Genomic DNA, 25,870 nt, shown 5'->3' with positions numbered 1-25,870 from the left:
CCCTGGGTGACGAGGCGTTTTCTACGTCCCTCACCAGCTGGGCCGACTCCGCGGAAAGCGCCCATCGGCGGGGGAACCGGTCCCCTGCCTACTTGCCGGTACCTTTCCGGATCCGTTTACTGGTCCCATACGGAACCGGCGCTCCGCCACCCCCAGCCGCAGAAAGCAGAACCGTGCCCCCTGAGACCCCCGATCCCAGGATCGACACCTCCGTCCCGCACAACGCCCGCATCTGGAACTACTGGTTGGGCGGTAAGGACAACTACCCCGTCGACCGGGAGATGGGCGAGCAGATCCGCTCCTTCTTCCCCGAGATCGTCGACAACGCGGTGGCCGACCGGCACTTCCTGGCCCGCACCGTCACCTTCCTGGCCAGGCAGGAGGGGATCCGGCAGTTCCTGGACATCGGGACGGGGCTGCCCACCCACAACAACACCCACGAGGTCGCCCAGTCCGTGGCCCCGGATACGCGGGTGGTCTACGTGGACAACGACCCGCTGGTGCTCACACACGCCCGTGCGCTCCTGACCGGGAGCGACCAGGGCGCCACCGACTACGTCGACGCGGATCTGCGCGACCCGGAGGGCATTCTGGCCGTCGCCGGGAAGACCCTGGACCTGACCCGGCCGGCGGCGCTGATGCTTCTGGGCGTGGTCAACTTCGTGGCTGACGACGCCGAGGTGCGTTCGATCCTGGAGCACCTGATGGGGGCGCTCGCTCCCGGTAGCTACCTGGTCATCTCCCATCCGACCGACGACATCGACAAAGAACGCGCCCACCAGGTGGCCGCAGCGTGGAACGAGAAGGGCACCCCCAAGCTCACCATCCGCAGTGCCGCGGGGATCGAGGTGCTGTTCGACGGACTCGAACTGCTGGAACCCGGAGTGGTCTCCTGCTCGCTGTGGCGCCCGGAACCGACTGAGGTTGGCGCAATCCGCCCCGTGGCGGAGTACGGCGGTGTGGCCCGCAAACGGTAGGCGCGGAAAGGCGCTGACAGCAAAGCAAGACAAGCGAGGAGCACCTGTGAACCATGTGACGAGGACTACACCCGGGGAATCCGCGCGACCCGCCATAGACCAGGAGCACTGGCGGGGGCGGCTCGCCGAGCTGGCCGAACAGCACGGTGTGCCTGGGGCGCAGCTGGGTGTCCTGAGGGTCGGTTCAGGAGGTGGCGGGACCGGCGAGGAGGAGGGGGAACTCGTCCAGGTCGAGCACGGGGTCCTCAACTCCGAGACCGGGCACGCGGTCACCCCGGAATCGGTCTTCCAGATCGGCTCGGTGACGAAGGTGTGGACGGCGACCGTCATCATGGGCCTGGTGGACGAGGGTGCGCTGACCCTCGACACCCGGATCGCCGAGGTCCTCCCCGAACTGCGCCTGTCCGATCCCGACCTCACCGGGGCGGTGACCGTGCGGCACCTGCTCAACCACACGAGCGGGATCGACGGGGACCTCTTCACCGACACCGGGCGCGGCGACGACGTGCTGGAGCGCTACGTCACCGAGTTGGCGAAGGCGGCCGTCATCCACCCCTTGGGTTCGCTCTTCTCCTACTGCAACTCGGGGTTCCCGCTCCTGGGCCGGGCCATCGAGAAGCTGACCGGACTGACCTGGGACGAGGCGATGCGGGAACGGCTCTTCACCCCGCTCGGCCTGACCCGCTCGGGAACGCTCCCGGAAGAGGCCCTGCTGCACGGCGCGGCAGTCGGCCACATCGAGGGACTGCCCGAACCGGTACGGGCGCCGGTGTGGGGACTTCCCCGCTCGATGGGGCCCGCCGGGCTGGTCACCGCGAACGCGGGGGACGTGCTGCGCTTCGCCGAGGCGCACTTGCGCGGCGGTGTCGCCCGCGACGGGGGCCGGATCCTCGCGGAGGAGACCGCCGAAGCCATGACCCGGTTCCAGGTCGAACTGCCGGACCGGCACACCCTGGGTGACTCCTGGGGGCTGGGCTGGATCCGGTTCGACTGGAACGGCCACCGCCTGATCGGCCACGACGGCGGCACCATCGGCCAGTCCGCCTACCTGCGGGTGCTGCCGGAGGCGGGGCTGGCCGTCGTCCTCCTCACCAACGGGGGGCACACCGGCGATCTCTTCCAGGAGCTGTTCGGGGAGGTCTTCCGGGAGCTCGCCGGTGTGCGGATCCAGGACCCCCTCGTGCCCCCGGAGATCGCACCAGCGGTGGACGTCACACCCCACCTGGGCGCCTATGAGTCCGCGGTGCTCAGGGCCGAGGTGTTCCGGTACGAGGGTGAGACCGTACTGCGCACCACCGACCTGGGCCCGATGGCCGACTTCACCGCCGAGCCCGTCAAGGAGTACGGGCTGGCACCGGTTGGTCCGGGACAGTACGCGATCCTCCCCGAGGGTGAGCAGACGTGGCGCTCGGTGCGGTTCCACCGTTTGGACACGGGAGAGGAGTACCTGTTCTTGGGAGGGCGGTCGATGCCGCGCGCGGGCGACTGACCCTGGAGAGCAGGTCGGTGAGCACGGCGCGGAACCCACTCCTGCTGTAACCCCAGACCCGGGTAGCGGAGGGCGGGTTTATCACAGCGCATGGCTGAAGAAAGCAGCATCCCCGCGTCCAGCCGCCTCGAAACGGGCCCGGGCCGCCGTCGCCGAGTAGGACCGACCTGGCGGGCCCGGGGCCGGAGTGTTCTGCTCAGTCCTTGTGGCGCCGGTCGATGATGCGGCGGAACTTTCCGACCGAGCGCTCGATCTGGTCGGGGTCGACGACGTCTACGGTGACGCTCACACCGACCCGGTCCTTGATCGTGGCGGTGATCTCCCTGCTCAGGGTCACCCGGCGGTCGGTGGCGCAGTCGGGGGCGGCCTCGACCCGCACGGCCATGCGGTCCAGGCGGCCCTCCTTGGTGAGGACCAGCTGGAAGTGCGGGGCGAGCCCGTCCAGTCCGAGCACGATCTCCTCGATCTGGGTCGGAAAGACGTTGACGCCGCGCAGGATGATCATGTCGTCGCTGCGGCCGGTGACCTTGTCCATGCGGCGCATCGGTCGCGCCGTCCCCGGGCGGAGGGTGGTCAGGTCACGGGTGCGGTAGCGGATGACCGGCATCGCCTGCTTGGTGAGGGATGTGAACGCCAGCTCCCCGTTCTCACCGTCGGGCAGGACCTCCTGGGTGATCGGGTCCAGGACCTCGGGGTAGAAGTGGTCCTCCCAGACGTGCAGGCCGTCCTTGGTCTCCACGCACTCGTTGGCCACGCCCGGGCCCATGACCTCGGAGAGCCCGTAGATGTCCACGGCGTGGATGTCGAAGCGGTCCTCGATCTCCGAACGCATCTGCTCGGTCCACGGCTCGGCGCCGAAGACGCCGATCTTCAGGGAGGTCTCGCGGGGGTCGATGCCTTGGCGCTCGAACTCGTCCAGCAGGGTCAGCATGTAGCTGGGGGTGATCATGATGATCTCGGGCCGGAAGTCCTGGATGAGCTGGACCTGCTTGGCGGTCTGGCCGCCTGAGGCGGGGATGACTGTGCAGCCGAGCTTCTCCGCGCCGTAGTGGGCGCCCAGGCCGCCGGTGAACAGGCCGTAGCCGTAGGAGACGTGGACCTTGTGCCCGGGGCGGCCGCCAGCGGCGCGGAGGGAGCGGGCCACGACCGTGGCCCAGGTGTCGATGTCTTCGCGCGTGTAGCCGACGACGGTGGGGCGGCCGGTGGTCCCGCTGGAAGCGTGGATGCGGCTGACCTGGTCCTGGGGGACGGCGAACATCCCGAAGGGGTAGTTGTCGCGCAGGTCCGCCTTGGTGGTGTGGGGGAAGCGGGCGAGGTCCTCAAGGGTCTTCAGGTCCTCGGGGCGTACCCCGGCCTCGTCGAACTTGTGCTTGTACAGGGGCACGTTGGTGTAGGCGTGCTCCAGGGTCCACCGCAGTCGCTGGAGCTGCAGTGCGCGCAGTTCGTCGGCGCTCATGCGCTCGGCCGCGTCCAGTGCCTCGGACGCGGGTGCCTGTCCGAGGCGGGACCGCGGAGCACTGCTGACCGGCTGCGTGGTGGTGTCCTGGGTTGCCATGGGCCTCTCCGGGTACTGTGCGCGGTGATCCGCCAGGGCGGGTTCCGCGCATGGTAGCCCCAATGTTTCCGCGGAACCAGGCCCGTGCTGGGGCGCTGGGCAGGGTGAGGGCGGTGTCGCCGCGCGGTGGTGGGTGTTCGTCGGGTGGTTGCGGGCGGGCCGACTTGCTTACTGACCGAACGTTCGGTTACTAATGCATTTATTCAGTCTCCGACCTGGTGTGTCAAGGAGACGTGTCGATCAGTTCACCGAGGCCGGTGGCCCGCGCCACCGCACTACAACATGGGAGGCCGTTCGTGAGCGACGTCTACGTGGTCGACGGGGTGCGCACCCCACAGGGCCGGTACGGGGGCGCCCTCGCGTCCGTACGCCCCGATGACCTGGCCGCCCAGGTCGTGTCCGAAGTGGTCCGACGGTCCGGCGTCCCCGGGGAGGCGGTGGACGAGGTCATCCTCGGCGCGGCGAACCAGGCCGGTGAGGACAACCGCAACGTGGCCCGGATGGCCGCCCTCCTGGCGGGCCTGGACCCCAAGGTCCCCGGCTACACCGTCAACCGGCTGTGCGCCAGCGGTCTGACCGCGGTCGCCTCGGCGTCCCAAGCCATCCGCGCCGGTGAGGCAGACGTGGTCGTGGCGGGCGGTGCGGAGTCGATGACGCGCGCCCCGTGGGTGATGGCCAAGCCCGGTACCCCTTGGGCCAAACCGGGCGAGGTCGCCGACACCTCCCTGGGCTGGCGCTTCACCAACCCCCGGTTCGCTTCAGCCGACGCTCAGGTCTCCGCAGATGCGTCCCCCGACGACCTGCGCTACACCCTGTCGATGGGGGAGACCGCCGAGGAGGTGGCCGCCTTGGAGGGTCTCAGCCGCGAGGAGTGCGACGCCTTCGCGCTGAACAGCCACGAGCGCGCGGTTGCGGCCGCGGAGGCGGGCCGCTTCGCCGACGAGATCGTTCCGGTCACCGTCCACGGCCGTAAGGGCCAGACACACGAGGTCACCGAGGACGAGGGATCGCGCCCGGGCTCGACGATGGAGAGCCTCGGCAAGCTGCGCCCGGTCTTCCGTGCGGGCGGCATCGTCACCGCGGGCAACTCCTCCTCGCTCTCCGACGGTGCCTCGGCGCTGGTCCTGGCCAGCGCCGAGGCGGTGCGCCGGTACGGCCTCACCCCGCGTGCCCGCGTCGTCGCTTCCGCCTCCGCGGGGGTCGAGCCGCAGGTCATGGGCCTGGGTCCGGTTCCGGCCACCCACAAGGTCCTGGACCGCTCCGGGTGGAAGCTCGACGAGGTCGGCGCGGTCGAACTCAACGAGGCCTTCGCCGCCCAGTCCCTGGGAGTGCTTCGCCAGCTCGGGCTGGACGGTTCCCGGGTGAACGCCGACGGCGGCGCGATTGCCCTGGGCCACCCGCTCGGGTCCTCCGGTTCCCGTCTCGTGGTCACGCTCATGAACCGTATGGAGCGCGAGGACGCCCGCCGCGGCCTGGCCACACTGTGCGTCGGCGTCGGCCAGGGCACGGCACTCCTGGTGGAGCGCGCGTGACCGGGAACCAGCACGGCGAGCAGGAGAGTCCTCAGGACATGGATTTCGAGACCCTCAACGTCGACCGGCGCGAGGACCGCGTGGTGGTCGAGCTGTACCGTCCCGAGGCCCGCAACGCCATCAACGGCCGGATGATCGCCGAGCTGCACCGGGTGTGCGCCGGGATCGAGGCCGACCCCAAGCCGCTGCTGCTGACCGGGCACGGAACCGTGTTCGCCGGCGGGGCCGACATCTCCGAGCTCCGCGAACGCGGTAGGGAGGAGGCCCTGGCCGGGATCAACAGCCGCCTGTTCGAGAGGCTGCACCGCCTCCAGGCGCCTACCGTGGCGGCGGTCGACGGCTTCGCGCTGGGCGGCGGCGCCGAGCTCTCCTACGCCTGCGACATCCGGATCGCCACCCCCACCGCCGTGTTCGCCCAGCCCGAGCCGGGCCTGGGCATCATCGCCGGTGCCGGTGCCTGCTGGCGCTTGAAGGAACTGGTCGGGGTCTCGGTGGCCAAGCAGGTGCTGCTGGGCGGCTTCACACTCGACGCCGAGGCCGCGTTGCGCCACGGTCTGGTCGCCGAGATCGTCCCCTCCGAGGAGTTGCGCGAGCGCGCGCACGGCATCCTGGACCGGATGGCCGCCTCCTCGGCGATGGCCCTGCGGATGACCAAGATGGTGCTGGACGCCGACGGGGTGCACCCGTTGGCCGACGACCTCACGCAGGCGGTGCTGTTCGAGAGCGCCGACAAACAGGACCGTATGACCCGTTTCCTGGAGAGGAAGAAGCGTTGACCTCCGACAACACCGCACAAGGTGTCCCCGCCACCGTCGCCGTCATCGGCGGCGGCACCATGGGCGCGGGCATCGTCCAACAGTTCCTGACCGCCGGGGCGGACGTGGTGCTCGTGGAGGCCGCTTCCGAGGCGGCCGAGGCCGGCCGCGACCGGGTCGCGGCCGGCCTGGACAAGGCGCGCGACCGCGGCAAGATCGACGCTGACCCCGCTTCCTTCCTGTCGCGCTTGAGCACCGTCACCGACGCTGTGAACATCCCGGCCGGCGCCGGTCTGGTCGTGGAGGCCGTCCCCGAGAAGCCGGAGCTGAAGATCGCGGTGCTGACCGCGGCCGAAGCCGCTGTCGGCGCGGACACCGTGCTGGCGTCCAACACCAGCTCGCTGTCGGTGACCGAGCTTGCCGCCGCGCTCAAGCGCCCCGGCCGCTTCCTGGGCACCCACTTCTTCAACCCGGTCCCGGCCTCCAAACTCGTGGAGATCGTCACCGCACCCGAGACTGACGGCGCGGTCCTGGAGTCGGTGCGGGGGTGGGTCGGCGCCCTGGGCAAGACCGAGGTCGTGGTGCGGGACTCGCCGGGCTTCGCCACCAGCCGCCTCGGCGTCATGCTGGGCCTGGAGGCCATCCGGATGGTCGAGGAGGGTGTGGCCTCACCCGCCGACATCGACACCGCCATGGAGCTCGGCTACCGCCACCCCATGGGTCCGCTCAAGCTCACCGACCTGGTCGGTCTGGACGTGCGCCTGGCCATCGCCGAGTACCTGGCCACCGAACTGGGGGACCGGTTCGCGCCTCCGGAGCTCTTGCGCCGTAAAGTCGCCGAGGGCAGGCTCGGCCGCAAGAGCGGCGAGGGTTTTCACACTTGGGACAAGGGAGACAAGGCGTGAGCGAAACGAAGGCTGCGGAGTTCGTCGAGGTTGACGGACTCGCCACGGTACGCCTCAACAGGCCGGCGCTGACCCGGCAGGTCAAGGAGGAGCTGCTGGCGGCGGTCCGGCAGGCCAGGGAGTCCACCACCGCCCGGGCGGTGCTGTTCCTCGGGTCGGCCAAGGCCTTCTGTGTGGGACAGGACCTGGGCGAGCACGCCAAGATCCAGGAGGAGGCGCCCGAAGAGGCGCTGACCACCGTGCGGGAGCACTACAACAAGATCGTCCTGGCCTTGGAGGAGATCCAGGTGCCGGTCGTGGTCGGGATCGGCGGGGCCTGCGTGGGTGCCGGGCTGGGGCTCGCCCTCGCCGGTGACGTGCGCGTGGCCGCCCGCAAGGCCAAGTTCGGCACCGCCTTCACCGGGATCGGGCTGGCCTCGGACTCGGGTCTGGCCTACCGCCTGGTGAGCTCGCTGGGTCAGGCGCGCGCCATGGAGCTCATGCTGCTGGGCACGGTGTTCGGCGCGGACCGGGCCCGGGAGCTGGGGCTGGTGACCGAGGTCGTGGACGACGAGGACTGGGAGGCGCGCGCCCGCGAGGCCGCCGTGCAGCTGGCCTCGGGTCCCACGGCGGCGTTCGTGGCCGCCAAGCGCGAGGTCCGATCGGCGGCCGCGGGTGAGCTGGAGCTGCCCGAGCTGCTGGAGGAGGAGGCCGAGCTACAGAACCAGCTCGGCATGACCGCCGACCACGTCGGTGCGGTCAAGGCCTTCCTGAACAAGGAGAAGCCCACCTTCACCGGCCGCTAGGCAGAGGGTCCGTTCGGGCGCTGGCGGGGTTCTGGAGGCGGCGAAGGTGGGATTGCTCGGATGAGAAACCGCGCCTTAGCGCCTGGTGACAAGGGGTTGGGTTCTCCTGCCCTTGGGGTGTGCCACGTCCTGTGCGGGTGGTTTCCCCGTTTCCTGCCGCTTGATGGTGGCCGTCTCCGCTGCGCGCGTCAAGGTCGTCGCCGTCGAAGCGCTGGCGCGCGGTCGAGGGCGCTCCACCTTGACCCGCTTCGCTCCGACGGCGGGTCGGCGGCAGTCAGGAAACGGGGGACGTGTGGTCGGGGCCTGAAAGGGGCCCTTCGGGCCCCGGGCCTTCGGCCCGGTGGGCCGGGCTTCGCCCGGCCGGGCGAAGCCCGGCCCACCGGCCGTGGCCGGCCGGATTCCTTCCCTTCCGTCTGGCTTCCTCGGCCAGCGCGTCGCAATCCAGTGGCCAGCCAGCGACGAAGGACCCGAACAGGCGGGGCGGGTGGCTGGGCGCGTCCCACCGGGCTTTCGGTCAGGGCTGGGCCCCCTTCCCAACGATGATCTTGCCCCTGGCTCAACCCTCGACGGCCGAGGGTTGAGACAGGGGCAAGATCATCGGGGATGAACCGGTTTCGGACGCAGCGGTCACCCCCACCGGTCTGTTTTCGGACACCGGGGCTGCCCCGGGGGGCGGCCGCTACCCCCGGTGGAGGCACCCGGGACGCCGACCCCCGCTCAGAAGCACCCGGGGGCCGGTGAGCCCCCTCCCTGGAGGCAATCTCGGCGCCCACAATGCCTCCCACGGGGGGGCTCACTGCTTACCCCGCACCCGGCCGGGCCGCCGACACCACCCCGCCCCGACCGGTCCACCCACCGAGCCGCCAGACCGGTGGGACGCGCCCGACCACCCGCCCCGCCTGCTCGGGTCCTTCGTCGCTCACCGGTCACTGGATTGCGACGCGCCTGCCGACACAACCAGACGGACGGGAAGGAATCCGGCCGGCCACGGCCGGACCCGGCCGAAGGCCGGGACATCCACAGCCCCGACCACAGGCCCCCCGTTTCCTGACTGCCGCCGACCCGCCGTCGCAGCGAAGCGGGTCAAGGTGGAGCGCCGTTGATGCGCGAAGCGCTCGATGGCGACGACCTTGAGGCGCGCAGCGGAGACGGCCACCATCAAGCGGCAGGAAACGGGGAAACCCGCACTTGCGTGGGCTTCCCGCGCTTGCGTGGACAGGGGCACACCCCGAGGACAGGGGAGCCCAACACCCTGTTTCAACAGGCTCCTAGGCGTCCGTTGAGGGTTGGTGGCGGGCGACGGGCGGGCGGAGGCCCAAGGCCAACACCAAAGCCAACTCTGCGGTTTTCCGTTCCGGGTGCTCAGGGACTTGCGTTGGGCGCCCGGAACCGGAGATACTAATTACTGACCGAACGTTCGGTTATGAATGGGGAAAGTTCAATGTCGACCACGGCCCAGGAAGCGCCCTCCGGCGCCGACGAGGCTCTCCAAGCGGACTTCGACACCCGGATCGCCGCCAACCAGCGCATCGAGCCGCGCGACTGGATGCCCGAGGCCTACCGCAGGACGCTCATCCGCCAGATCTCCCAGCACGCGCACTCGGAGATCATCGGCATGCAGCCCGAAGGCGACTGGATCGCGACCGCGCCCAGTCTGCGCCGCAAGGCCATCCTCCTGGCCAAGGTCCAGGACGAGGCCGGGCACGGCCTGTACCTGTACGCGGCCGCGGAGACCCTCGGGGTGGACCGGGGCGACCTCACCGAGCGCCTGATCGAAGGGCGCCAGAAGTACTCCTCGATCTTCAACTACCCGTCCCTCAACTACGCCGACGTCGGCGTGATCGGCTGGCTGGTCGACGGCGCGGCGATCTGCAACCAGGTCCCGCTGTGCCGCACCTCCTTCGGGCCCTACGCCCGCGCGATGGTGCGCATCTGCAAGGAGGAGTCCTTCCACCAGCGGCAGGGCTACGAACTGCTCATGCGCATGATGGAGGGCACCGAGGGCCAGCGGAAGATGGTCCAGGACGCGGTGGACCGCTGGTGGTGGCCGTCCCTGATGATGTTCGGCCCGCCCGACTCCGAGTCGCCCAACACCCAGCAGTCCATGATCTGGGGCATCAAGATCGACACCAACGACGAACTGCGCCGGAAGTTCGTCGACATGACCGTCCCCCAAGCCGACAAGCTGGGCGTCACCCTGCCCGACCCCGAGCTGGCCTGGAACGACGAGCGCGGCAGGTACGACTTCGGCGAGCCCGACTGGAACGAGCTCAAGCAGGTCATCTCCGGCAGCGGCCCCAAGAACGCCGAGAGGGTGGCCCGTCGGCGCGCCGCGCACGAGAAGGGCGCGTGGGTACGCGAGGCGGCCACCGCCTACGCCGAGAAGCAGCAGGCCCAGAAGCAGCACAGCACCCGGGAGGTCTCGGCATGAGCAAGGACGGCAACACGGCCCCGGCCCGCCCCGAGTGGCCCCTCTACGAGGTCTTCGTCCGCGGCAAACGCGGCCTGAACCACGTCCACGTCGGTTCCCTGCACGCCCCCGACGAGACCATGGCGCTGCACAACGCCCGCAACCTCTACACCCGCCGCAACGAGGGCGTGAGTATCTGGGTCGTGCTCGCCCAGGACATCACCGCGTCCAGCCCGGACGAGAAGGACCCCTACTTCGAGCCCAGCGGGGACAAGGTCTACCGCCACCCGACCTTCTATCCCATCCCCGAGGACGTCCCCCACATCTAGCGAGCGGCGGGGCGGATCCCGAGGTAGGAACCGCAGGCCACGGACCCGTACACCCGAGGGGTCAGCGGTCGGCACGAGTCTTCAAGGAACTACATGAGCGGCGAGAACATTTTCACCGGCCTGACCGAGGAGCACGGCGGCGACGCCCGCTGGGCCTTCGGCACCGGTTTCACCGAGGCGCTCGCGGGCGTGGACACCACCCTTCCCGCGGGGGTGGACGGCCAGGACCTGGCGGCCTACTGCCAGATGCTCGGCGACGACGCACTCGTCCAGTCCCAGCGCCTCACCCAGTGGGTGACCGACGCCCCGGAGCTGGAGGAGGAGGTGGCCCTGGCCAACATCGCGCTGGACCTGCTCGGCCAGGCCCGCCTGCTGCTCGCCCGCGCAGGCCAGGCCGACGGCACGGGACGCGACGAGGACGCCTTCGCCTACCACCGGGCGGCCGCCGAGTTCCGCAACGTGCACCTGGCTGAGCTCCCCCGTGGCGACTTCGGCCGCGCCGTCGCCACGCTGCTCGTGCTCTCCAGCTGGCGGTTGGCCGTCTTCACCCGGCTGGCCGACAGCAAGGACCCCGTCCTGTCCGCCATCGCGGCCAAGGCCGTCAACGAACTCGCCTACCACCGCGAGTACGCCGTTTCCTGGGCCCTGCGCCTGGGCGACGGCACCCCCTACTCCAACGAGCGCATGCGCGCGGCCGTCGCCGACGTGTGGCCGCACACCGGCGAGCTCTTCGCCACCCACCCCGTCGAGGCCGGACTGGCCGAACAGGGCGTGGGTGTGGACCCGGCCGGTCTGCGCGACGAGGTTCACGAAGTCCTCACCCAGGTGCTGACCGCCGCGACCCTGCCCGCCCCTGACGCCTTCCCCGGAGCCGAGGTCGCCGGGCGCCGCGGCAGGCACACCGCCGAACTCGCCCCGCTGCTGGAGGAACTCCAGCGCGTGGCCCGAGAGCACCCGGAGGCGACATGGTAGCCACAACCGACACCGCGACCGAGGAGCGGCGGGTCTGGGCGGCCGCAGCCGCGGTCACCGACCCCGAGCTGCCCATGCTCACCCTCGCCGACCTCGGCATCCTGCGCGACGTCGCGGTCGAGGCGGACGGCACCGCCGCGGTGTGGATCACGCCCACCTACTCCGGCTGCCCGGCCCTGGCCGAGATGCGCGTCGACGTCGACCGCGCCGTGCGCGCCATCGGGTTCGCGGACGTGGAGGTGCGCACCGCGCTCTCCCCGCCGTGGAGCTCCGACTGGATCACCGACGAGGGCCGGCGCAAGCTCACCGAGCACGGCATCTCCCCGCCGAGCGGGGCACCCCAGCGCCCGGCGGGTCCCGTTCCGCTCACCCTGCTGCCCACCCGTACCGTTCCGCGCTGCCCCCTCTGCGGGGCGGCCGACACCGAGGAGCTGTCCCGGTTCGGCGCGACCTCCTGCAAGTCGCTGCACCGCTGCCGGACCTGCCTCGAACCGTTCGAGCACGTCAAGGAGATTTGACCGTGACCACACCCGTCACCGAGACCGCCGGGTCCCCGGTACGCCGCCGGGCGGCGTTCCACCGGCTGCGCGTGGCCGCCGTCGAGTACCTGTGCGACGACGCGGTCGCCGTTACGTTCGACGTTCCCGACCACCTGGCCGAGGAGTTCGCCTTCGCGCCGGGGCAGTCACTGACGCTGCGCCGCGAGGTCGACGGTGTGGAGGAGCGGCGCAGCTACTCCATCTGCGCGCCCGTGGGCGACGCGCCGCGGGTGGGCGTGCGCCTCGTCTCCGGCGGCCTGTTCTCCAGCTGGCTGGTCCGCGAGGTCGCGCCGGGCGACGAGATCGAGGTGGGCCCGCCCACCGGCCGGTTCAGCCCCGACCTGGCCGAGTCCGGCCGCCACGTGCTGGTCGCCGCGGGTTCGGGCATCACGCCCGTCCTGTCCATGGCCGCGTCGCTGCTGCGCCGGACCGACTCCCACGTCACGCTCCTCTACGGCAACCGGCGCAGCGACACCGTGATGTTCGCTGACGAGCTGGCCGACCTCAAGGACGTCTACGGGCCCCGGCTCGAACTGGTCCACGTGCTCTCGCGCGAGCCCCGCGGCTCCGACCTGTTCACCGGACGCTTGGACGGCGAGAAGCTGGACGCGCTGCTGTCCACCATCATCGCGGCCGACGCCGTGGACCACTGGTGGCTGTGCGGCCCCTACGGGATGGTCACCGACGCCCAGGAGGTCCTCGCCGAACACGGTGTGGCGGGCGACCGGATCCACCAGGAGCTCTTCTTCGTCGAGGGCGCCGAACCGCCGCCCCAGGCACGCCACGAGGAGCCCGGGGTCGACGGCCCGGCCAGCGAGGTGACCGTCGTCCTGGACGGCCGCACCACGACGCTGACCCTGCCGCAGGGCGTCCCGGTCCTGGACTCCGCCCAGCGTTACCGGCCCGACCTGCCCTTCGCCTGCAAGGGCGGGGTCTGCGGCACCTGCCGGGTCAAGGTGTGCGACGGCGAGGTGCGGATGCGCCGCAACTACGCGCTCACCCCGGCCGAGGTCGAGGCCGGGTACGCACTGGCCTGCCAGTCGCTGCCCGAGACCGACGCCGTGACCGTGGACTTCGACTCGTGAGCGGCCAGGGCGCGCCGGAGGGGCGTAACGAGACCGCTTGGCGCATGTTCGAGGCCGACCGGGCCTCCAAGAACCTGGGCATGCGCCTGGTCGAGGCCAGGGCCGGACTCGCGGTGGTGGAGATGACCGTCGGTCCGCTGATGGTCAACGGCCACGGCATCGCTCACGGAGGGTTCGTGTTCACCCTCGCCGACACCGCCTTCGCGTGCGCGTGCAACGTGGACGGGGGCGGGGTGACGGTGGCTTCCGGTGCCGACGTCACGTTCGTCGCCGCGGTCCGTGAGGGCGACGTGCTGGTGGCGACCGCCGTGGAGCGCGTCGTCTACGGGCGCAGCGGCGTCTACGACGTCACGGTGCGGCGGGGTGAGGACGTCGTCGCCGAGTTCCGAGGGCGCAGCCGCACCCTGCCCCACCGGGCCTGACGAGGCTGTGTGCGGGCCCGCTGGACGCGGGCCCGCAGGGCCTCAGCCGGTGACGGGCTCCCGCGTTCCGGTGGCGGATTCGGGGCTCTCGGGGGCGGCCGATGGCTTCTTGCGGTCGAACAAGCCCGCGGTCACCGCGATACCCAGACCGGCCACGGCCAGGACCGCGCCGATCGCCGCCGGCGACGTGTAGCCCAGTCCCATCGAGATGCCCACACCGCCGATCCAGGCCCCGCCCGCGTTGGCCAGGTTGAACGCCGAGTGGTTGGAGGCCGCGGCCAGGCTGGGTGCGGATCCGGCCCGGCTCATCACCAGGACCTGCAGCGGGGCGGTCACGCCGAAGCCGACCGCGCCCAGGACCACCACCGTGATCGCGGCAGTCCAGGGGTTGTGCACGGTGACGGTGAACAGCGCCAGCACCAGGGCCAGCGAGGCGAGGGACCCGTAGATCGTGGGCCGCAGCCACCGGTCGGCCAGCGGCCCCACCAGCAGAGACCCCAGGGTCATGCCGACACCGAAGAGGGCCAGGACGACCGGGACCCCGGTGCTGGGCATGCCCGCCAGCTCGGTCATCATCGGTGAGATGTAGCTGTAGACGGCGAACACGCCGGCGAACCCGAACACGGCTGTGGCCAGGCCGAGGGCCACCTGCGGGCGGGCCAGGGCGGTGAACTCCCCGCGCAGGCCGCCGCGGGCGGCGATGGACACGTGCGGAACCCAGCGCGCCACACCCAGCACCGTCAGGGCGGCGATCACCGCGACCACCATGAAGGCGGTCCGCCAGCCGGTCAGCTGGCCCAGCAGGGTCCCGGCGGGCACCCCGACGATGTTGGCGATGGTCAGCCCGAGCATCACGCGCGCCACGGCGGTGGCCTGGCGCGCCGGTCCGGCCAGGTGGGCGGCGACCAGGGCGGCCACGCCCAGGTAGGCCCCGTGCGGGACACCGGCCAGGAAGCGGGCGGCGAGCACGGTGCCGTGCGTGGGTGCCAGGACCGTCAGCAGGTTGCCCAGCAGGAAGACCCCCATGAACAGCAGGAGCGCCGTCTTACGGGGAAGCCGGGTGCTCAGCGCGGTGAGCAGGGGAGCGCCGACCACCACCCCCAGGGCGTAGGCGGTGATCAGGTGGCCGGCGGAGGGGATGGAGATGCCGAGGTCGGCGGCCACCTCGGGCAGCAGCCCCATGATCACGAACTCGGTGGTGCCGATGGCGAAGGCCCCGAGGGCCAGGGCGAGCAGGGCCAGGCGCATGGCGGTGCCCCTTTCCGGGCGGAGGTTCGGGTGTGCGGGTCTAGCCGGGAGATACGAGCGACGTGCGGGTGCGGACCGCGCCCAAGGCAGTGCGTCAAGCGACTTGGCACGTGCTAAATCAATGGTGTCACCGATCCGCGGAGATCGCCAACGGTGCGGCACGTGATCTGCCTCGCGCCGGGCACGGGGTGCGGCCCGGGCGTGCCCGGTGGTTTCTCAGGGGCGCGGGGGCGCGGTGCTGTCCCGCACCGTGAGCGTGGTGGGCAGGATCACGTGCGTGCTCTCGGTCCGCCCCGACTCCAGCCGTTCGACCGCCGCTCCCACCGTGAGCTCGGCGATCCGTGCCACGTCCTGCCGCACCGAGGTCAAGCTCAGGAACGACAACCGAGCCGCCCGGCTGTCGTCGTAGCCCACCACGGACACGTCCCCGGGCACGGACCGCCCCGCACGGAGCAGGGTCTCCATCAACCCGCGCGCGGACTGGTCGTTGCAGCACACCACGGCCGTGGGCAGCTCATCCCGCGCCAGCAGCACCGCCGCGGCCCGAGCCCCGGCCTCCTCGGTGTAGGCACCCGGTACGAGGTCAACGCAGGCGTCCAGGCCGTGCTCCCGCATGCCCTCCAGGTAACCGCGCCGGCGCTCGGGTGCGCTGGGCAGCTCACCGCCGTGGACGTGGGCGATGTTCCGGTGGCCCAAGGACACCAGGTGATCGACCGCCTGGTTCACCCCGGAGACGGCGTCGGTGCGGACACTGTCGGTGCCCGCCGCGCCGGTGCGCTGCCCGATCTCCACCACCGGGACCCGCTCGGCGACCCTGGCCAGGTCCTCGGGCGCCTGCGCCGACATCCCGATCAGCACCAGCGCCTCACAGCGCAGCCCCACGAGCTCGTCGATCGCCTGGCGCTCGGTGCGGTTGGCGAGCATGGCGCTGAGAGCCACGCTGTAGCCCAGCCGGGCCGCTGCCGAGTACAAGGCTTCGACCAGGTCCGCGTCCATGGGGTGCTCCATCGTGAAGAGCACACCGAGCTGGCGGCTGCGGGCCCGACGCAGCAGCTGGGCGGCGGTGTCGGCGCGGTAGCCGAGCTCCTCGGCGGCGCGCAGGACCCGTTCCCGCGTTTTGGCGCTGGGGCCGGGGCGGTCGCCCAGGACCAGGGACACCAGTTGCCGGGAGACCCCCAAGTGCGCCGCCACGTCGGCCATCGTCGGCCGCCCGCCGCCGGGCGTGCCGCCCTTGCCGTCACCACTGGTCACCCTGGTCCCCTCGACGTCGTGCAGCCGCATCGTACCGCCGCCCGGTCGGGACCGGTGGCCGTCCAGGAGGCGGAGCCCCGCGCCTTCGCGATTCCGGCAGTCCCGAGACCCCGGAGCCCACAGGATCTCCGGAACCCACAGAAACCCCCCGGACCCGCTCGAACCTCCGGTGGCACAGGGGCGTCAGACTGTCCGGGCGGAGTACCCCCACACCCCGGAACACCCACCTCGTCTTGAAGGGCGTCGATGTCCACTTCCCCCGAAACAGTCCCCCTGCCACCCGGGCTCGCACCACTGGAGGCGGGTGACCCGGCCGAGATCGGGACCTACCGCGTGGTGGGAAGGATCGGCTCCGGAGGTATGGGAGCCGTCTACGGAGCTTTGGACGGGCAGGGGGTGTGCGTGGCGGTCAAGACCGTGCACGCCGACTTCGCCCGCAAGCCCCGGTTCCGGGAGGCGTTCGCCCGCGAGGTCGAGATGCTGGGGCGGGCCGACGGAATCAGCACCGCCCGCCTGCACGCAGCCGACACCGAGGCGCCGGTGCCGTGGCTGGCCTTCGACTACGTCCCCGGCCGCGATCTGCGGGCGCACGTACGCGCGTTCGGTCCGCTGGAAGGCGACATGCTCCGCACTTTCGCACTGGGCACTGCGGAGGGTCTGGCCGCCCTGCACACGGCGGGGATCGCCCACCGGGACATCAAACCCGGCAACGTCATCCTGTCTCCGGACGGGCCGAAGATCGTGGACTTCGGCATCGCGGTCGAGGTCGGGACCGAGCGCTCCGAGGACGGTTCGGCCTCCTACGGCACCCCAGGCTGGTCGGCCCCCGAACGCTACACCGGTGCGGCCGCGGACCCGGCCGCCGACGTGTTCGCCTGGGGCGGGCTGGTGGCGCTGGCCGCCACCGGACACCAGCCGTTCGGCAGCGGTGACCCGGCGGAGCTGGCGCGCCGGGTACGCGAGGGCGCCTACGAGGTCGACGGGGTGCCCGAGGATCTGCACGGTCTGGTGGAGGCCGCACTGTCGGTGGACCCGGACCAGCGACCGAAGTCCGAGGCGCTGGTGCACTCCCTGCTGCCCGAACTGTGGGAAGGGTCCGAGGAGGGGCCGGAGGAGCAGGATGGACGCCGTGCGGTCACGGCGGCCGACACCCTGCGCCGCATGCTCCGCGACTACTGGCGCGGCGTGGACGACGCCGGACACGACCCCGCCCGCTGGGCCGCCGCACTGGGTGTGGCCTCCGCGGCCGGCCTGGGCATGGGCGCCGCGGGCTCGGGCGCGCTGGGCTCCGGAGGTGCCGCTGGAGCGGGCGCGACCGGTTCTGGGGCGGCGAGCGGCGGTGCGGCCGGTACGGGCCTGACCGGCAGCGGCGTGCTGGGCGGGGTGGCCGGGTCCAAATTCGGCCTGGCCGGAGCGGGTCTGCTTGCTGTGGCCGGACTGACCGCGGGCGGCTTCGTGGTCTACGACCAGGTGAGTGAGAACCCGTCGGAGACGGTCGCCGCAGCCGCGAGCCTCCTGGAGGAGAGCGAAGGCTACACCGCCCAGGTGGAACGCGCCTACTCCCAGGAACACGCCGAGCAGATCTCCGAACGTACCGGGACCCCCGTGGACGAGGTGGTGGCGGGCAGCCGGGTCGAGGAGGAATACCTGTACTCGGCCGACACTGACAGCTTCCTGATCCGAGGTGCGGCGATGGGTCCGGGCACCACGGCGGTCGCCAACCACCAGGGCGAACTCTATGTGTACGCGCCGCGCGAGGAGGAGTGGTTGTCCACACCTGAGCCCTTGGAGCTCGCCCCCGGCGTCAGCGCCGACTCCGTTGCCGCCACCCTGGTCACCGCACCGCTGCAGAGCCTGGCTGAGGCGGGTGGGGCCGAAGCCGCGGATGGAGAGGAGCGCGTGTATACGGGGCCCACCGTGTTCGGACTCCTGGACGAGGGGGATTTCGCGGAGGAGGAAGCCACCGGCCGGGTCGAACTCGACGAAGAGGAACGACCGGTCTGGGCCGAGTACACCACGGACCGGTGGGACGTGCGGGTCGACTTTGAGGAGATGGACGCCGCAGTGCCGCTGGAGGACCCCCAGATATGGGCCGCCGACGAGGAGGGGCCCGACTGGGAGTTGGTGTACGCCCCGATCTGCGGGACCGTGGTGATGGGCTACCCCGGGGAGAAGGAGTGGGACGTCCAGGCCAGCGGTTGGGACATGGACTGCGACTACGCGATGGACGTAGCGGACGTGATGGAGAACCCGAGCGACCATCAGGACCGGCGGGTGTGGCTCAACGGCCGGTTCTCTAGGGGGACGACCAGCGTCATCGACGACAGGGTGGCCTGCAGCGACACCTGGGACGACCAGATCGCGGCTGAGAACCCCACCGAGAGCGCCATCTCGTACTCGCCGTGCAGTCCGGCCGCGGAGCCGACCCAGCCCTACGCGGAAGATCCCGAATACTACGAAGCCGACATCGACGACATCGCCCTGATCGAATTCCACGAACGGTCCTGAGCGGAGAGCGTGACGGCGCTGCGGGCACCGGTTCTCCTACGGCACGGTGGCGGAGGAGAACCCGGCCGGACATGGGAAACGGTCCCCTCATGAAAAGGGGGCGCGCCTGGTGGCGCGCCCCCTTGAAGCCTGGCCGGATTCCACGTCCCCCAACGTGGAACCGGCCGTGCGGCCCGCGCACTAGGTGCGGTGCGGCCGCTGGGCGGCGAATACGGTGGAAGTTCCGTGTCGGAAACCCCCATTTACGACACGAACACGCGTATTCGCTAGGTCTGGCCGGGTCCCACGTCCCCCAACGTGGGACCCGACCGCGCGGCCAACGCACGAAGTGCGGTCTGGCCGCTGGGAAGGCGGTTGCTGCGATGTCTTCGTGTCAGAAACCCCCATTGCCAACACGAACGCGTGCAACCGCGCATGGTCTAAAGGTGATGTCGAAGCTTTCGCACAGACGGGGATGGGTTTGTTGGGGTTGGGGTCGGTCTGGGGTGCTTCACCAGTGAGAACGCTTCATATAGGTGTGGTGTTCCCGCCCGGGGAGCAGATTTTCGCTTGTCTCGGTAAAAAGCGGGTGCGAACTCGGGCACTGGGAGCCTAACCCGCTCCGCGAGATCCTGGGGGGCGGGCCGGGCCGCGGCGCTGAAACCGGGTGGCCCTTGGTGCGCCGCGAGGCCAGGGAACCTCGGCCTGCCAGGGGTTTTCGCCCGGTGGCAGCGGTGGTCGTGCCTCTGGTGCCGTCCGGTTCTCCCCTTTGGTCCGCAGGGGTTTCGCGGGCGGACGGCCACCGGTTTGTGTGGCCCGACACGTGTGGGGGAGGGGCGCATCACGAAGGGCTGCGGGGGTCCGATCCGCCCCCCCGCTGTTTCGTTTCCCGGTGTGGGTGGCCGCCCCACTCCGGATTTCGCGCCATAGTGTCATTTTATGGTCACGGAAAGTTTCGTTGGACGCGCTCCGGATGCGCCTGGTATCGCGGGCGGAATACCTGCCCGCGATCGTGGGTTCGGCATGATAGTTTCATCGTAAGCATTTTCCTAGGAAGCTATCTGGTTGGGGGAGCGGCCATGCAGTTCGGAATCTTCTCGGTCAGCGACGTGACGACCGACCCTACGACGGGGCGTACGCCCACCGAGGGCGAGCGGATCAAGGCGATGGTGCGGATCGCCCTCAAAGCGGAGGAGGTCGGCCTGGACGTCTTCGCCACGGGCGAGCACCACAACCCGCCCTTCGTCGCCTCCTCTCCCACCACGATGCTCGGCTACGTGGCGGCCCAGACCGAGAAGCTCATCCTGTCCACCTCCACCACGCTGATCACCACGAACGACCCGGTGAAGATCGCCGAGGACTTCGCCGTGCTCCAGCACCTGGCCGACGGCCGGGTGGACCTGATGATGGGGCGCGGCAACACCGGCCCGGTCTACCCCTGGTTCGGGCAGGACATCCGCCAGGGCATCCCGCTGGCGCTGGAGAACTACAATCTGGTGCACCGCCTCTGGCGCGAGGACGTGGTCAACTGGGAAGGCAAGTTCCGCACCCCGCTGCAGGGCTTCACCTCCACCCCGCGCCCGCTGGACGACGTACCGCCGTTCGTCTGGCACGGATCCATCCGCAGCCCGGAGATCGCGGAACAGGCCGCGTACTACGGCGACGGTTTCTTCCACAACCACATCTTCTGGCCCGCGACCCACACCAAGAAGCTCATCTCGCTGTACCGCCGCCGCTTCGAGCACTACGGCCACGGCAAGGCCGACCAGGCCATCGTCGGCCTCGGGGGTCAGGTCTTCATGCGCAAGAACTCCCAGGACGCGGTCAAGGAGTTCCGTCCCTACTTCGACAACGCGCCGGTCTACGGCGGCGGCCCCTCCTTGGAGGAGTTCACCCGCGAGACCCCGCTGACGGTCGGCAGCCCGCAGGAGGTCATCGACCGCACCCTGGGCTTCCGCGAGTCCTTCGGCGACTACCAGCGCCAGCTCTTCCTGATGGACCACGCGGGCCTGCCGCTCAAGACCGTACTGGAGCAGCTGGACATCCTGGGTGAGGAGGTCGTCCCGGTGCTGCGCAAGGAGTTCGCCGCGAAGAAGCCCGACCACGTACCCGACGCCCCCACACACGCCTCGCTCCTGGCCGCGAAGGAGCGCGCGACCACGAACACGGAGGCCAAGTGATGACCCGAAGGCTGGTAACCGTCACGGCAGGGCTGAGCAACCCCTCCTCGACCCGCCTGCTCGCCGACCGGCTGACCGCGGCGGCGGAGGCGGCCTTGGCCGACCGAGGGGAGAAGGCCGAGGTCCGCGTCGTGGAGCTGCGCGAGCTGGCGCACGACATCATGAACGCCATGACCACCCAGGTGCCCACCGGTGAACTACCGGGCGTGCTGGAGGACGTCGCGGCGGCGGACGGGGTCATCGCGGTGACCCCGGTCTTCAACGCCTCCTACAGCGGGCTGTTCAAGTCCTTCTTCGACGTTATCGAGCCCGGCACCCTGGACGGAAAGCCGGTCCTGGCGGCCGCCACCGGCGGCAGCCCGCGCCACTCACTGGTCCTGGAACACGCCCTGCGGCCCATGTTCTCCTACACCCGCGCGGTGGTGGTGCCCACGGGCGTCTACGCCGCCTCCGAGGACTGGGGCGCGGGTGAGAACGGCGGTCGCGAGCTGTCCGAACGCATCGAGCGCTCGGCCCGGCAGTTGGCCCTGCTGGCCACCGAGAACGCACCCGCAGCGGACGACCCCTACGACGAGCCCACACCCTTCGCCGACCTGATGTCGGGTCTGGGGAGCTGAGGCCCCCGGTTAAGAGGAACCCAAGCCCTCAGGGCCCAGGGTCCCGAGACCCCGGCTACGGGGACCCCGTCACGGCGCGCAGTGCCCTGCACTGCGCGCCGTCTGTTGTGCCGTGCACAATAATGCCGCTCAGCTCTTCAGCGCAGTCGGAAGGAGTGTTTACAGTCGCTCCCCTAGACGGCCAGCCCTCTCTGCCCTCTATCCCGACCCGTCTAGGGAGTTTCAGATGCGCATCTTCGGCCAGGCACGTGCCTGCGCGATTCTCGGGCTTGCGGTCCTGGTGGCCGCATGCGCGCCCGCCCAGACCAGTGGCACCGGCTCCGACGCGGACGAGAGGGAGGGAACGCTGCGGGTCTGACTGTACTCCGAGGTCGGCCAGGAGCCGAAGGAACAGGTCGTCGACGCGGCCGTCGAGGAGTTCGAGGCCCAGCACGATGGCGTCGATGCCCAGGTCCAGTACATTCTCGTCGATACCCGCACCGAACGCTTCCAGGGCGCCATCTCCGACCCCTCTTCCGCACCTGACGTCGCTGAGTACGGCAACACGGACCTGGCCGGGTACGTGGAGTCCGCGGGCTTCGTAGACCTCACCGAGGGCCTCGCGGACAGGGAACCCTACGCCGACATCGCCGACGACGTCGCGGCCACCGCCCGGATCGATGGGGTCTCCTATGGCGTCCCTTGGTTCCTCGGCGCCCGCGCCCACTTCTACCGCACCGACATCTTCGATGACCTCGGCTTGGAGGTCCCCGAGACCCAGGAGGAGGCCGTGGGGGCCGACCGGGCCGTACGCGAAGCCGCCCCGGGCATGCTGGGGATCTCCGCGGGCGGCGCCTACACCTACGCCATGATGCCGTTCGTCTGGGCGCACGGCGGTGACATCGCCGAGCCCGACAGCGACGCCTGCATTGCCACCATCGACTCCGCCGGGGCCAAACGGGGCCTGGAGCTGTACGGGCAGATCTTCTCCGACGACCTCTGCTCGCCCCAGACCTGCTCGGAACTGATCGGGAACGCGTCAGTTCGCTGGTTCGTGTGGGTAAGAGCAACGGGTGTGGCGGGCTGCGGGGAGTTTTCTGGTTTCGCCCCGCACGTCGGGGTGGTGTCGTTAGAGTGTTCGATCATGAAGATCGTTGTGCAGGTGAAGTTGCTCCCCGACGCCGCACAGGAGGCGGCGCTGTGGGACACGTTGAAGCTGTGCAACCAGGCGGCCAACCACGCCTCTCGGCGTGCGCACCGGAGCGGGGTGAAGGCCAAAGCACCGTTGCAGCGCCTGGTCTATGACGAGCTGAAGGTGATGGGTCTGTCCGCGCAGCCGACGATCCATTGCGTTCGCAAGGTCGCTGGGGCCTACGCCAGTTTGAAGGCCAACCTCAAGGCCGGGAACTACGGCCGCCAGGGGTCCAAGCGTCGTAGGAGCGTGGAGAACACGCCGGCGCGGTTCCGCAAGGACGCCGCACAGCCCTTCGACGACCGGTGCCTGTCCTGGCAATTGGACGCGCGCACCGTGTCGATCTGGACCGTTCAGGGACGGATGAAAGGTCTACCGTTCACTGGCTCGCCTGACCAGTTGAAGATGCTTGCCGAGCACCGGCAGGGCGAGTCCGACCTGGTCCGACGTGGCGACAACTGGTACCTATACGCCACGTGCGAGGTCCCCGAGCTCGAGGAGTACACCCCCGACGGGTTCCTCGGCGTTGACCTGGGTATCGCCAACATCGCCACCACCTCCGACGGGACCCTTTACTCCGGTAAACACGTCAACCATCTCCGTCACCGTCATCGCGCTCTGCGCGGGCGGTTGCAGAAGAAGGGCACTAAGTCCGCCAAGCGTGTGCTGCGCCGACTGTCGGGCCGTGAAGCGCGGTTCGCGGCTGACACCAACCACCGCATCTCCAAACGCATCGTGACCGAGGCTCAACGCACCTGGCGCGGTATCGCCCTGGAAGACCTGGGCGGCATCCGCACAAGGGCACGGCTACGCAAGCCCCAGCGGGTCACCCTGCACTCATGGAGTTTCGCTCAACTCGGCTCCTACATCGCTTACAAGGCGAAACGGGTCGGGGTGCCGGTGATGTACGTGGATCCGGCCTACACCTCCCAGGGGTGCAGCGAGTGCGATCACATCGACAAGAAGAACCGGCCTGAACAGGCCACCTTTAGGTGTACGTCGTGCGGCTTCGCTGAGCACGCCGACGTCAACGCAGGCCGCAACATCGCCAAGCGCGGTGTCGTGGTCTGGGCAGTGAGTCACGCTGCCGACGACGCGGCCTGATCTGTACCTGCCAGGTACGGGTTGGAGCTGCAAGCTCGGTCCTTTTAGGTCGAGAAGCTGACGATCTTTACGCAGATCTTCATCATGTCCGGGGGCGGCGGGATCGCCGGACAGAACCTGGTGCTCAACGTGTACGCCTACCAACAGGCCTTCGCCTCCGGCCAGTACGGGCTGGGGTCGGCCACCGGTGTGGTCACCACCCTCCTCCTGCTCCTCATTACGCTCGTCTACCTGCGCGCCCTGCGCCGTCAAGGGGAGGTGCTGTGACTCTCCGCCGACTGAGGAACGACATCGCGGGGCTGCTGATCGCGCTGGCCGTCGCCCTGCCGCTCTACTGGATGGTGCTCTCGGCGCTGCGGCCGCGGGTCGACCTGGAAGCCGGTGAGGCCACGCCGTACACGCTCGACCCGACCCTGGACTCGTTCCGCAGGGTGCTGCTGATCGACGGGTTCGGCCAGTACTTCCTGAACAGTGTGCTGGTGGCGGTCGTGGTCGTGACCGTCTCGACCCTCTGTGCCTTCCTGGCCGCGGTGGCCCTCACGCGGTACCGCTTCCGGCTCCGCACGACCCTGCTCGTCATGGTGCTGATCGCCCAGATGGTCCCGATCGAGGCCCTGACCATCCCGCTCTTCTTCCTGATGCGCACCATGGGCCAGGCAGTCCCCGGGGTGGGCCTGAACCACCTCGGGTCACTCATGCTGGTGCACATGGCGTTCGCCCTCCCGCTGGCCATCTGGATGCTGCGGAGCTTCGTGGCGGCGGTGCCCAAGGAGCTGGAGGAGGCGGCGTGGCTGGACGGCGCCGGCAGCCTCACCTTCGTCTCCCGGGTGCTGTTCCCCCTGGTAGCGCCGGGTGTGGTGGCCTGCAGTATCTTCTCGTTCATCATGACGTGGAACGACTTCCTGTTCGCCAGGACCTTCATCATCTCGGCCCAGGAGAACCAGACCCTGCCGATCGCCCTGCTGTCCCTCTTCCGGCCGGACGAGAACGACTGGGGCGGCATCATGGCGGCCTCGGTCATGATGACCGTCCCGGTCCTGGTGTTCTTCCTGTTCGTGCAGCACAGGCTCGCGACCGGACTGGGAGGGGCGGCGAAGGGGTGAGCGCGGCACCGGTTCCGCGGCGCAATTCCTCGGCGTCGCTCCGACGCGGGCTGGCCATCGTGGAGTTCGTCCGCACGAGTCCGGTCGAGAGCGGGGGCGCGAGCCTGACCGAGTTGGCCGAGAGCCTGCGGGTGAACAAGAGTACGGTGCTGCGCCTGTCCGAGCCGTTGGTGGAGTACGGTCTTCTCGCCCGTGATCCGCACAGCGGACGGTTCCGGTTGGGCACCGCGGCGCTGTTGCTCTGGCAGTCCTACCTGGACCACATGGAACTCCGCTCGGTCGCCTCGAACCACCTGCGCGGCCTCGTCAGGCACACCGGGCACACCTGCCACCTGGTGCGGTTGGACGGCCACGACGTCGTTTACATCGACAAGGTGGAGGACACGGCCACGGTGCGGATGGCCTCGCGGATCGGTGCACGGATGCCCGCCTACCGGACGGCGGTGGGCCGGGCGATCCTCGCGTTCGGCCCGGACGACCTCGTGGTGGACGTGGTGGCGGCGGGGCTTCCTGCGGTTACCGCGCGGACGGTGACCGATCCGAGGGCCTTCGCGGAGGAACTGCGCCGGGTGCGCGAGCGCGGCTACGCGATCGACGACCGGGAGAACGAACCGGAGGTGCGTTGCGTCGCCGCGCCGGTGTTCGCCCACAATCAGGACCCCGTCGCCGCCATCAGTGTGTCCGCGCTGGTAAGCCAGCTGCCGGTGGCCCGAGTGCGGCGGCTGGGGCCCCAAGTGGCCGCGTGCGTCTCCGTCGAGCTGGGCGGTCAGCCGTCTTTCGATGCGGGTGAAGCGTCCCAGGCGCACTGACCCACGGAGGCCGGTGCACTGACCACGGGAATTGGTGATACCGACTCAGGGAGACCGCATGGGGGTGGGGCTGCCCCACGGCCGGTCGCGGTGCAGCCTGCCGGGCCCGGGTCTGGTGCTGTACCGGGTGCCGATCGTGAAAGCC

At 70.1% G+C, this 25,870-nt stretch carries 22 protein-coding genes and 2 pseudogenes; 21 read left to right on the top strand and 3 right to left on the bottom strand.

The window, feature by feature from the left end; translation table 11 throughout:
- The first annotated feature begins 173 nt into the window (after positions 1-173).
- Positions 174-977, top strand: a complete 804-nt coding sequence (locus ACYVDG_RS03635) for an SAM-dependent methyltransferase (protein WP_460746814.1) — start codon at positions 174-176, stop codon at positions 975-977.
- Positions 978-1,032: 55 nt separating this feature from the next.
- The gene (locus ACYVDG_RS03630; RefSeq protein ID WP_460746813.1) at positions 1,033-2,466 is read left to right on the top strand and encodes a serine hydrolase domain-containing protein; all 1,434 of its coding nucleotides are present in this window, start codon (positions 1,033-1,035) and stop codon (positions 2,464-2,466) included.
- Between the two features lie 196 nt (positions 2,467-2,662).
- On the opposite strand, the gene paaK is transcribed toward ACYVDG_RS03630, so the two are convergent.
- The gene (gene paaK, locus ACYVDG_RS03625; RefSeq protein WP_460746812.1) at positions 2,663-4,021 is read right to left on the bottom strand and encodes a phenylacetate--CoA ligase PaaK; all 1,359 of its coding nucleotides are present in this window, start codon (positions 4,019-4,021) and stop codon (positions 2,663-2,665) included.
- 296 nt (positions 4,022-4,317) lie between these two features.
- Here paaK and ACYVDG_RS03620 point away from each other — a divergent pair, with 296 nt between their 5' ends.
- From ACYVDG_RS03620 to paaI, 10 genes are all read left to right on the top strand, one after another.
- Entirely contained in the window at positions 4,318-5,553 is a 1,236-nt protein-coding gene (locus ACYVDG_RS03620) for a thiolase family protein (protein ID WP_460746811.1), read from the top strand.
- Between the two features lie 38 nt (positions 5,554-5,591).
- Positions 5,592-6,329: an enoyl-CoA hydratase/isomerase family protein gene (locus tag ACYVDG_RS03615; RefSeq protein WP_460746842.1), complete on the top strand. Its 738-nt coding sequence runs from the start codon at positions 5,592-5,594 to the stop codon at positions 6,327-6,329.
- Positions 6,326-7,213 carry a 3-hydroxyacyl-CoA dehydrogenase family protein gene (locus ACYVDG_RS03610; RefSeq protein WP_460746810.1) on the top strand — a complete coding sequence of 296 codons (888 nt, stop codon included), beginning with the start codon at positions 6,326-6,328 and terminating at the stop codon, positions 7,211-7,213. Before ACYVDG_RS03615 ends, ACYVDG_RS03610 begins: the two co-directional genes overlap by 4 nt.
- Positions 7,210-7,998: an enoyl-CoA hydratase/isomerase family protein gene (locus ACYVDG_RS03605; RefSeq protein WP_460746808.1), complete on the top strand. Its 789-nt coding sequence runs from the start codon at positions 7,210-7,212 to the stop codon at positions 7,996-7,998. The genes ACYVDG_RS03610 and ACYVDG_RS03605 overlap by 4 nt, the downstream gene beginning before the upstream one ends.
- 1,441 nt (positions 7,999-9,439) lie before the next feature.
- Positions 9,440-10,429, top strand: a complete 990-nt coding sequence (paaA, locus tag ACYVDG_RS03600) for a 1,2-phenylacetyl-CoA epoxidase subunit PaaA (RefSeq protein ID WP_460746806.1) — start codon at positions 9,440-9,442, stop codon at positions 10,427-10,429.
- The gene (gene paaB / locus ACYVDG_RS03595; RefSeq protein WP_460746805.1) at positions 10,426-10,737 is read left to right on the top strand and encodes a 1,2-phenylacetyl-CoA epoxidase subunit PaaB; all 312 of its coding nucleotides are present in this window, start codon (positions 10,426-10,428) and stop codon (positions 10,735-10,737) included. The genes paaA and paaB overlap by 4 nt, the downstream gene beginning before the upstream one ends.
- A gap of 93 nt (positions 10,738-10,830) precedes the next feature.
- Positions 10,831-11,709 (top strand): 1,2-phenylacetyl-CoA epoxidase subunit PaaC, encoded by an 879-nt coding sequence (gene paaC / locus ACYVDG_RS03590; RefSeq protein ID WP_460746804.1) that lies wholly within the window; start codon positions 10,831-10,833, stop codon positions 11,707-11,709.
- On the top strand, positions 11,703-12,227 hold the full coding sequence (gene paaD / locus ACYVDG_RS03585) for a 1,2-phenylacetyl-CoA epoxidase subunit PaaD (protein WP_460746803.1): 525 nt from the start codon (positions 11,703-11,705) through the stop codon (positions 12,225-12,227). The genes paaC and paaD overlap by 7 nt, the downstream gene beginning before the upstream one ends.
- A gap of 2 nt (positions 12,228-12,229) precedes the next feature.
- Entirely contained in the window at positions 12,230-13,333 is a 1,104-nt protein-coding gene (gene paaE, locus ACYVDG_RS03580) for a 1,2-phenylacetyl-CoA epoxidase subunit PaaE (RefSeq protein ID WP_460746802.1), read from the top strand.
- A 44-nt stretch (positions 13,334-13,377) separates the two neighbouring features.
- Complete coding sequence (gene paaI, locus ACYVDG_RS03575) at positions 13,378-13,755, top strand: hydroxyphenylacetyl-CoA thioesterase PaaI (RefSeq protein WP_460746841.1); 378 nt, start codon at positions 13,378-13,380, stop codon at positions 13,753-13,755.
- Between the two features lie 42 nt (positions 13,756-13,797).
- On the opposite strand, the gene ACYVDG_RS03570 is transcribed toward paaI, so the two are convergent.
- The gene (locus tag ACYVDG_RS03570) at positions 13,798-15,003 is read right to left on the bottom strand and encodes an MFS transporter (protein WP_460746800.1); all 1,206 of its coding nucleotides are present in this window, start codon (positions 15,001-15,003) and stop codon (positions 13,798-13,800) included.
- Positions 15,004-15,219: 216 nt separating this feature from the next.
- On the bottom strand, positions 15,220-16,203 hold the full coding sequence (locus ACYVDG_RS03565; protein WP_460746839.1) for a LacI family DNA-binding transcriptional regulator: 984 nt from the start codon (positions 16,201-16,203) through the stop codon (positions 15,220-15,222).
- Positions 16,204-16,500: 297 nt separating this feature from the next.
- Here ACYVDG_RS03565 and ACYVDG_RS03560 point away from each other — a divergent pair, with 297 nt between their 5' ends.
- From ACYVDG_RS03560 to ACYVDG_RS03520, 9 genes and pseudogenes are all read left to right on the top strand, one after another.
- A complete protein-coding gene (locus ACYVDG_RS03560; RefSeq protein ID WP_460746798.1) occupies positions 16,501-18,762 on the top strand; it encodes a serine/threonine-protein kinase in 2,262 nt (753 codons plus the stop codon).
- A gap of 1,058 nt (positions 18,763-19,820) precedes the next feature.
- Positions 19,821-20,921 carry an LLM class flavin-dependent oxidoreductase gene (locus ACYVDG_RS03555; RefSeq protein WP_460746797.1) on the top strand — a complete coding sequence of 367 codons (1,101 nt, stop codon included), beginning with the start codon at positions 19,821-19,823 and terminating at the stop codon, positions 20,919-20,921.
- Positions 20,921-21,538, top strand: coding sequence for an FMN reductase (locus ACYVDG_RS03550; RefSeq protein WP_460746796.1), 618 nt, complete (start codon positions 20,921-20,923; stop codon positions 21,536-21,538). The genes ACYVDG_RS03555 and ACYVDG_RS03550 overlap by 1 nt, the downstream gene beginning before the upstream one ends.
- A gap of 226 nt (positions 21,539-21,764) precedes the next feature.
- Complete coding sequence (locus ACYVDG_RS03545; RefSeq protein ID WP_460746795.1) at positions 21,765-21,896, top strand: hypothetical protein; 132 nt, start codon at positions 21,765-21,767, stop codon at positions 21,894-21,896.
- Positions 21,897-22,487 (top strand): annotated as a pseudogene (locus tag ACYVDG_RS03540) (extracellular solute-binding protein); the annotation flags it as partial.
- Positions 22,488-22,661: 174 nt separating this feature from the next.
- Positions 22,662-23,813: an RNA-guided endonuclease InsQ/TnpB family protein gene (locus ACYVDG_RS03535; protein WP_460746838.1), complete on the top strand. Its 1,152-nt coding sequence runs from the start codon at positions 22,662-22,664 to the stop codon at positions 23,811-23,813.
- Positions 23,814-23,876: 63 nt separating this feature from the next.
- Positions 23,877-24,080, top strand: a pseudogene (locus tag ACYVDG_RS03530) (sugar ABC transporter permease); the annotation flags it as partial.
- Positions 24,077-24,916: a carbohydrate ABC transporter permease gene (locus tag ACYVDG_RS03525; RefSeq protein ID WP_460746794.1), complete on the top strand. Its 840-nt coding sequence runs from the start codon at positions 24,077-24,079 to the stop codon at positions 24,914-24,916. The pseudogene ACYVDG_RS03530 and the gene ACYVDG_RS03525, both read left to right, overlap by 4 nt.
- A complete protein-coding gene (locus ACYVDG_RS03520) occupies positions 24,913-25,725 on the top strand; it encodes an IclR family transcriptional regulator (RefSeq protein ID WP_460746793.1) in 813 nt (270 codons plus the stop codon). The genes ACYVDG_RS03525 and ACYVDG_RS03520 overlap by 4 nt, the downstream gene beginning before the upstream one ends.
- Positions 25,726-25,870 lie beyond the last annotated feature (145 nt).

The organism is Nocardiopsis oceani, from assembly GCF_054777395.1.
Note: the sequence above shows the minus strand (reverse complement) of the source record. Positions and strands in the feature narration are given on the sequence as shown.